This is a genomic window from Blastocatellia bacterium, from assembly GCA_035573895.1.
In the GTDB taxonomy this organism is placed as follows: domain Bacteria; phylum Acidobacteriota; class Blastocatellia; order HR10; family HR10; genus DATLZR01.
Genome location: DATLZR010000151.1, coordinates 1 through 8,080, shown reverse-complemented (window position 1 = coordinate 8,080; position 8,080 = coordinate 1). Strand labels below are relative to the sequence as shown.

The 8,080-nt window shown below is 61.3% G+C and carries 8 protein-coding genes; all 8 read left to right on the top strand.

Going from position 1 to position 8,080, the window contains the following annotated elements; genetic code table 11:
* On the top strand, window positions 1–448 hold a 448-nt coding region (locus tag VNM72_13045), incomplete at its 5' end, for an NADH-quinone oxidoreductase subunit D (GenBank protein HXF06323.1).
* Entirely contained in the window at window positions 445–915 is a 471-nt protein-coding gene (gene nuoE, locus VNM72_13040) for an NADH-quinone oxidoreductase subunit NuoE (protein HXF06322.1), read from the top strand. The genes VNM72_13045 and nuoE, both read left to right, overlap by 4 nt.
* Window positions 916–1,053: 138 nt before the next feature.
* Window positions 1,054–2,340: an NADH-quinone oxidoreductase subunit NuoF gene (gene nuoF / locus VNM72_13035; protein HXF06321.1), complete on the top strand. Its 1,287-nt coding sequence runs from the start codon at window positions 1,054–1,056 to the stop codon at window positions 2,338–2,340.
* Window positions 2,341–2,384: 44 nt separating this feature from the next.
* Entirely contained in the window at window positions 2,385–4,667 is a 2,283-nt protein-coding gene (locus VNM72_13030; GenBank protein ID HXF06320.1) for a molybdopterin-dependent oxidoreductase, read from the top strand.
* Between the two features lie 45 nt (window positions 4,668–4,712).
* The gene (gene nuoH, locus VNM72_13025; GenBank protein ID HXF06319.1) at window positions 4,713–5,729 is read left to right on the top strand and encodes an NADH-quinone oxidoreductase subunit NuoH; all 1,017 of its coding nucleotides are present in this window, start codon (window positions 4,713–4,715) and stop codon (window positions 5,727–5,729) included.
* 19 nt (window positions 5,730–5,748) lie between these two features.
* Entirely contained in the window at window positions 5,749–6,237 is a 489-nt protein-coding gene (locus VNM72_13020) for an NADH-quinone oxidoreductase subunit J (protein HXF06318.1), read from the top strand.
* A gap of 7 nt (window positions 6,238–6,244) precedes the next feature.
* A complete protein-coding gene (gene nuoK / locus VNM72_13015; protein ID HXF06317.1) occupies window positions 6,245–6,547 on the top strand; it encodes an NADH-quinone oxidoreductase subunit NuoK in 303 nt (100 codons plus the stop codon).
* Window positions 6,548–6,616: 69 nt separating this feature from the next.
* On the top strand, window positions 6,617–8,080 hold a 1,464-nt coding region (gene nuoL / locus VNM72_13010), incomplete at its 3' end, for an NADH-quinone oxidoreductase subunit L (GenBank protein HXF06316.1).

The following is an 8,080-nucleotide window of genomic DNA, read 5'->3' as shown; positions in this document are numbered from 1 at the left end:
TTTCGACGTCCCCACCCGCCACGAGGGCGATGTCTATGCCCGGTATCTCGTGCGCGTCGAGGAGATGCGCCAATCGCTCAAGATCATCCGCCAGGCCGTCGAGAAACTCCCGCCCGGCCGCATCAAAACCGACGATCCGCGCGTCTCATTGCCGCCACGCCAGCAGATGCTCACGCAGATGGATGCCCTGATCTATCACTTCCTGCTCACCGGTGAGGGGCTCAAGGTTCCGCCCGGCGAAATCTATCTGGCGGTGGAAAGCCCGCGCGGGGAACTCGGCTATTACATCATCAGCGATGGCGGACCGAAACCCTATCGGGTGCACATCCGTGCTCCCTCGTTCGCCCATGCGCAGGCGCTGCCGGTAATGATCAAAGGGCACCTCATCGCCGATGTCGTCGCCGTCATTGCCAGTATTGATATCGTGCTGGGAGAGATTGACCGATGACGCTCGTGCCTGTCGAGGCGGAGAAGAAAATTGACGAGATCATCGCTCGCTATCCGGTGCGGCGGTCGGCCCTGCTGCCGGTCCTCTGGGTGGTGCAGCGGCACGTGGGCTACCTTCCCGATGAGGCGCTCGCCTGGGTGGCCGACAAACTGGGGCTCACGTTCATGGACGTGGCCACGACCGTCAGCTTCTACACCATGTTCACCCGTCGGCCTCTGGGCCGGTACCACATCCAGGTGTGCACCAACGTCTCCTGCCTGCTTGGCGGATGCGAGGAGATCGAAGCCCATCTCAAGAAAAAACTCGGCATCGGATTTGGCGAAACGACGCCCGATGGCCGTTTCACCCTCTCCGAAGTCGAATGCATCGGCGCGTGCAGTTGGGCTCCGGCCATGCAGATCAACTTCGACTTCCATCATCACCTGACGCCGGAGAAAGTGGATCGGATTCTCGATGCGCTGCCCTGAAGGCCGATGACGCGAGCGAAAATAGAAATTCCGAGCGTGACGGAGCCCGGAGGTGATCCGGTTGCTCCGGTACACACAGCGATGATCCACCGCGTTGTGAACGGATCGCTTCGGGTGTGAGATCTGTCGGGGAAAAGCATGGAAAAGCCGAAGGTTTTGAGCGCACGCTTTGATCTGCCCGATTCGCACCGGCTGGAGGTCTATCGGCGGACGGGCGGTTATCGAGCCCTGGAGAAGGCGCTCCGCGAGATGACGCCCGAGGACGTCATCGAGGAGGTGAAAAAGTCAGCTCTGCGGGGGCGCGGAGGAGCCGGCTTCTCCACCGGACTGAAATGGAGTTTCGTCCCCAAAGACTCTGGCAAGCCCACCTACGTCATCTGCAACGCCGATGAGAGCGAGCCGGGAACCTGCAAGGATCGGCTCATCATGGAGAAAGACCCGCACGCGATGATCGAGGGGATTCTCATCGCCGCCTATGCCATCGGCGCGCATCTGGCGTTCATTTACATTCGGGGCGAGTACTGGTATTTGAAGGAGATCGTCGAGGGGGCGGTGGAGGAAGCGCGGGCCGGGGGCTACGTCGGCGCGAATATTCTCGGCAGCGGATTCGACTGCGACATCATCGTACATCCCGGAGCCGGCGCTTACATCTGCGGCGAAGAGACGGCGCTCATGGAATCACTCGAGGGCAAACGCGCCTACCCCCGCATCAAGCCGCCATTTCCCGCCGTCGTGGGACTCTACGGCTGTCCCACCATCATCAATAACGTGGAGACGCTCGCCTCGGTGCCGCCGATCATCCTCAACGGCGGCGATTGGTTTCGTCGTCTGGGCACGGAAAAAAGTGGAGGGACGCGCCTGTTCGCCGTCAGCGGTCATGTCGAGCGTCCGGGCGTTTATGAATTGCCGATGGGCTATCCGATGAAGGCGATGATCTATGAGGATTGCGGCGGGATTCGTCAGGGCCGATGCCTGAAAGCCGTCATCCCCGGAGGCTCCTCGGCTCCCATCCTCACGGCGGAAGAGGCCGAAGCCTGCACGCTCGACTTTGAGTCTCTGGCGGCGCTCCGGTCCATGCTCGGCAGCGGAGCCATCATCATCATGGACGAAACGACCGATCTGGTGAAGGTCGTCTATCGGATCGCGCGATTTTATGCGCACGAATCCTGTGGTTGGTGCGTGCCCTGTCGAGAGGGAACGCGCTGGATGGTCAAAATCCTGGAGCGGTTGCTCAGCGGCCGGGGGCGAACCCGAGACCTCGACCTGCTCTACGATCTGGCCAGGAACATCTTCGGCACGACGCACTGTCCGCTGGGCGATGCGGCGGCCTGGGCCGTCTACCCGGCCATTGAGAAGTTTCGCGCCGATTTCGAGAAGTATGTGACGCAGCCCACGGTGGCGCTGACGACGGTTCCCGCCGGATAGCAGACGACCGGCTGAACGAAGTGTGATCGGTCGTGGAGGGCAGCATGGAAAAAGTCACGCTCACGATCAACGGAAAACAGATCGAGGCTCCCCGGGGGGCCCTGCTTCTGGAAGTGTGCGAACGGGCCGGATTTCCCGTGCCCAATTTTTGCTACTACAAGGACCTGCCTCCGCAGGCCGCCTGTCGCATGTGTCTGGTGCGGGTGGAGAAAATCGGACGGCTGCAAACGGCCTGCACCCTGCGGGTGACCGACGGGATGGTCGTGACGACCGAAAGCGACGAGATCCGTCAGGTCCGTCGGGCGATGGTGGATTTCATCCTCTCCAATCACCCGCTCGATTGTCCGGTCTGCGATAAAGGCGGCGAGTGCGAACTCCAGTGGATGAGCGTCAACTACGGCCAACTGCTGGCGCGAATGGACGAGCCGAAAGACCCCACCGGCGAGTATAAACTGAGCCCGTTCATCTGGCTCGATCCCCAGCGATGCATTCTCTGTTACCGCTGCATTCGCGTCTGCGATGAATGGGTGGGCAATCATGCCCTGGGCGTGCGGGGCCGGGGCGCGCACAGCGTCATTGTGGGGAATCGGCCCGACGGTCAGCTCGAGTGCGAGAATTGCGGCAACTGCGTCGAGGTCTGTCCCGTCGGCGCTCTCACGAGTGCGAACTTTCGCTTCCAGGCGCGACCGTGGGATATTCAGGATACGGTGACGACCTGCACCTACTGCGGCGATGGCTGTCAGATGCGCCTCAGCGTGCGCAACGGGCGCATCGTTCGAGCCTGGGCCAAAGACCTCACCAAGATGGACAGCGAATTTCGCTGGAAAGTTCTCTTCAGCTTCACCACGGCGCGACAGGAAACCCACAACTGGATCAACGAGGAGTTCCTCTGCCTCAAGGGGCGATACGGCAACGAATTCGTCAACAGTCCCGAGCGAATCCGCACGCCTCTGCTTCGTCGGGGGAATCAGTGGGAGCCGGTCAGTTGGGACGAGGCGCTGCGGGTGGTGGCGGATCGGCTGGCGGAGATCAAGCGACGCTCCGGCCCCGAGAGCATCGCCTGCATCGGATCGCCCCGGCTGACCAACGAAGACCTCTACATCTTCGCCCGATTCGGGCGGGAAGTTCTCGGCACGCCGTGGGTGACGCACATCAGCGATCATGATTGGCGACCTTTTTTCCGACGGTTGACCGTTCCGCTCATCACGCAACCGGAACTGCGCCAGCAGGTGAAGACGATCGTTCTCCTCGGCGGCAATCCGCCCGAGTACAATCCGCTGACGGCCTACAGTCTGCGCCGGGCCGTGCAACTGACGGGCGCTCGACTGGTGATCGTCGGGTCGCGGCCTCTCAGCCGGATGAAAGAAGCCAGTCATTTCTTCCACATTCGTCCGCGATCGGAAGCGGCCGTGATGCTGGCGTTGCTCGATGAGTCACAGAGTGAAAGGGCAGCCCGGGCGACGGCGCTCGCGCCGGAGCAGATCCACCAATTGCGACGCCTGCTGACCGAGAGCGAGAGTCTGGCGCTTGTGGTCAGTCGTGATCTGAGCGATGTCGCACTGGAAGCTGCTGCCGTTGTCGGTGGCCTTCTGGCGGCGGACGGATCGCGCCGGGTTCGCGTGCTGCCGCTTCTGCGGTTTAACAATTCGCTGGGGGCTCTCGATATGGGGCTGGTGGCCGATCTCCCCGCCCCCGAAGACATCGGGCCGAAGATCAAAGCCCTCTACCTCATGGGCGCCGATATGGCCCGCTTCTGCGGCCCGGCCTGGTGCGACGCTCTGGCCCGAGCGGAGTTCGTCGTCACCCACGAGCTGTTTATGACCCGGACGGCAGAGCTGGCTCACGTCGTTTTGCCCGCCATGAGCTTTGCCGAACTCGACGGAACCTTCACCAACAACGGCGGCCAGGTTCAGCGCATTCGGCGCGCTCTGGACATCGGAGGCGACCGACGACCGGATTGGATGATCATTGACCAGATCGTTCATCGGATGGGACGGGATTTCGGATATCACCTCTCGGTCACCAATATCTTCCGCGAGATCACAAGTCATGTCCCCGGCTACGAAGGAATCACCTTCGCTCAACTGGATCGGGAGAGTGCGGTGAAAACGATGCGGCCTCTCGTCCCACTGGAAGAAAGTGATCGGCAGGAGCTTATCCAACGACTGCAGGTCGCCGTCGAGGCCATTGATCTCTCGGTGGAAAAAATCACCGAGCCGGCTCCTCTGGGAACGGGACTCTTTGAACCGGGGACGCTCACCGAGCACGTCCCGTTGCTGCGGGCGGCCTTTGGCTGGGATGCGCCGGTGGATGCCGGGACTCGGTGAAGGGCGGGCGCGGAAGCGGGTCTCGTCGAGAGAAGAGAGACGGATATGGACCTGGTCATCGAAGCGACACTCAAGATCGTCATCGTGCTCTTTGTTATCCTCACGGTCCTGGCCTACCTCGTGCTGCTGGAGCGAAAGGTGCTGGGGTGGATTCAACTCCGCTATGGACCCAACCGGGTGGGCCCCTGGGGACTCTTGCAACCGCTGGCCGACCTCATCAAGTTCCTGTTCAAAGAAGATGTCATGCCCACGACGCCCAATCGCATCCTCTTCACGCTGGCTCCCATGATCATCCTCATTCCCGCTCTGATGACCTATGCCGTGATTCCCTTTGGCGAGAGCATCGAGCTGTTGGGTCGGCGCATCGCGCTTCACATCACGAGCCTTGATGTGGGACTCCTCTATATCTTCGCTCTGGGCAGCCTGGGAGTCTACGGCATCGTCCTCGCCGGTTGGTCGTCCAACAGCAAGTATTCGTTGCTCGGAGGACTGCGGTCGGCGGCGCAACTGATCAGTTACGAGCTGGCGCTGACGCTCTCGGTGGTCGGCGTTCTCATTCAGGCGGGATCGCTCGATTTGGTGGAGATCGTGCGGGCGCAATCGGGCACCTACTTTGGCTTCATTCCCCGCTGGCACGTCTTCTGGTATCAACCGCTCGGCTTCCTGTTGTTTTTCATTGCGGCGGTGGCCGAGACCAATCGCGTTCCCTTCGACCTGCCGGAAGCCGAGACCGAACTGGTCGCCGGATACCATACCGAATACAGCGCCACTAAGTTCGCCATGTTCTTTGTCGCCGAATATGCCAATATGTTCACCGTGTCGGCGCTGGCGACGACGCTCTTTCTCGGAGGGTGGAACGGGCCGGGAGTGGATCGGTGGCCGCTGCTCGGTGTGGTTTACTTCGGGGCGAAGACGGCCATCTTCATCTTCATCTATATCTGGCTGCGGGCGACGCTGCCGCGATTCCGCTACGATCAGCTCATGGCCTTCGGCTGGAAATTTCTCGTGCCGATGGCGCTGCTGAACATCTTCATCTCCTCGGCGATCGCTCTGGCCGCGTAGCCGGGAAGGGGAACGGGCGATGGAACGAGTCTTCTTTCTCATCTTCGCCGGTGTCGCCATCGGAGCTGCGCTCAATCTGCTGGTGCGGCGCAATCCGCTGCACGGTGCCCTGTCGTTGCTCGTGGCCCTCGGCGCGCTCACGGGACTCTACGTCCTGCTCGGCGCGTATTTCATCGCCGTCATTCAGGTCATCGTCTACGCCGGAGCCATCATGGTGCTGTTTGTTTTCGTCATCATGCTGCTCAACGTGCGGGTGGAGGAGACGCGGCTGGATCGTCGTCCGTATTTCAAATGGCTGGCCATCCCCTTTGCCGCCCTGCTGGTGGGCGAGATCGGCTATATTCTCAAGGAGTTTCCCACCAACCCGCTCCCGTCGGGCCAGGATGTCGGCGTGACGGCGACCGTCGGTCGGGAACTCTTCACCCGGTACCTCCTGCCCTTCGAGGTGACATCGGTATTGATCCTGATCGCCACCATCGGGGCAGTGATTCTCGCGCGGAGGGAGTGAAGCGCTCATGGTTCCGATCTCCTGGTATCTGGCCGTGGCCGCGGTCCTGTTCACCATCGGAGCGGTCGCGGTCTTCGTCAAACGGAACATCATCTCGATCCTTTTGGGCATCGAGCTGATGCTCAATGCGGTCAATCTCACGCTGGTCGCCTTTTCTCATGCCTTCGGTCAGGTGGACGGTCAGGTCCTGGTCTTCTTCGTCATGGTGGTGGCGGCGGCCGAAGCGGCCGTCGGTCTGGCCATTGTCATTTTGCTCTTCCGCCACCGGGAGACACTGAACGTGGATGAAGCGAGTTTGTTGAAGCTCTAGTGAAACGCGGAGTGTGCGGCTTGCGATGAAGGTGCGAACGGGAGAAGCCTGCGCTCGGGGGGAGACAGCATGACGGCACTCGTTCTTATTCCGCTCATCGCTGCCGGGCTCAACGGCGTGCTCGGGCGACGCCTGAGCGAGCGCGTCATCGCGCTCATCGGCTGCGGATCGGTCGGGCTGGCAATGGCGCTGGCCTTTTATCTCTTCTTCGCCCGATTGCTCCCGCTTCCGCCCGACGAGCGGGTGATCACCGAAACGTTCTTCCACTGGATTGAATCGGGAAGCTTCGTGGCTCCGTTCCAGTTTCGCCTCGATCCGCTGTCGGGCATTTACATCCTCTTTGTCACCTTCGTGGGATTCTGGATTCACGTTTTCGCCGTCGGCTATATGCGCGGCGACAGCGGGTATGCCCGATTCTTCGCCTACATGAACCTGTTCATGTTCATGATGCTCACGCTCGTGCTCGCCGACAATTTCCTGGTGATGTTCGTCGGCTGGGAGGGTGTGGGATTGTGCTCCTACCTTCTCATCGGGCATTACTTCCGAACCGCCTACGCCAGCTATGCTGCTAAGAAGGCGTTCATCGTCAACCGCATCGGCGACGTGGGATTTGCGCTCGGGATCATTCTCGTCTTCTCGACCTTTGGCACGCTTCGATTCGCCGACGTGGCTCAGGCGGTTCAGGCTCGGTTTCCGGCGCCCGAAGGGCTGGGCGAGATGGGCGTTATGACGGCCATTGCAGTGCTTCTGTTTGTCGGGGCGACGGGCAAAAGCGCTCAGATTCCCCTGGCCGTGTGGCTTCCCGATGCGATGGCCGGGCCGACGCCGGTCTCGGCCTTGATTCATGCGGCGACGATGGTGACGGCGGGCGTCTACATGGTCGCCCGCACGAGTGAGATTTACGCCCGCTCACTGACGGCGCTCGCGGTGGTCGCCGTCGTGGGGTGTCTCACGGCGTTGTGGGCGGCGACCGTCGGTCTGGCTCAATCCAATATCAAAAAAGTCCTGGCCTATTCGACGATCTCACAGCTCGGCTACATGTTCCTGGCCTGCGGCGTGGGAGCTTTCAGCGCGGCGATCTTTCACGTTGTCACGCACGCGTTTTTCAAGGCGCTTCTTTTCCTCGGCGCCGGATCGGTCATCATCGCTCTTCATCACAACGAGGACATGCGGCAGATGGGCGGGTTGAAAAAACACCTGCCGACGACCTACCGGACGATGATCTTCGGGTGGCTGGCGCTGGCGGGCGTCTTCCCCTTCGCCGGCTTCTTCAGCAAGGACGAAATCCTCTGGCGAACGTTCACGACGACGACGCTGCCGGAGCCCTGGGGCAAGCTTCTCTGGGCGGTCGGATTTGTCACGGCCCTGGTGACAGCCGTTTACATGACGCGATTGATGGTGATGACGTTCGAGGGCGAGGAGCGATTCGCTCATCACGGGACGGCAGCCGCTCCCCTGACGGTGCGGGAATCACCGCCGGTGATGACGATTCCCCTCTGGGTGCTGGCCGTTTTCTCGCTCGTCGGCGGGTGG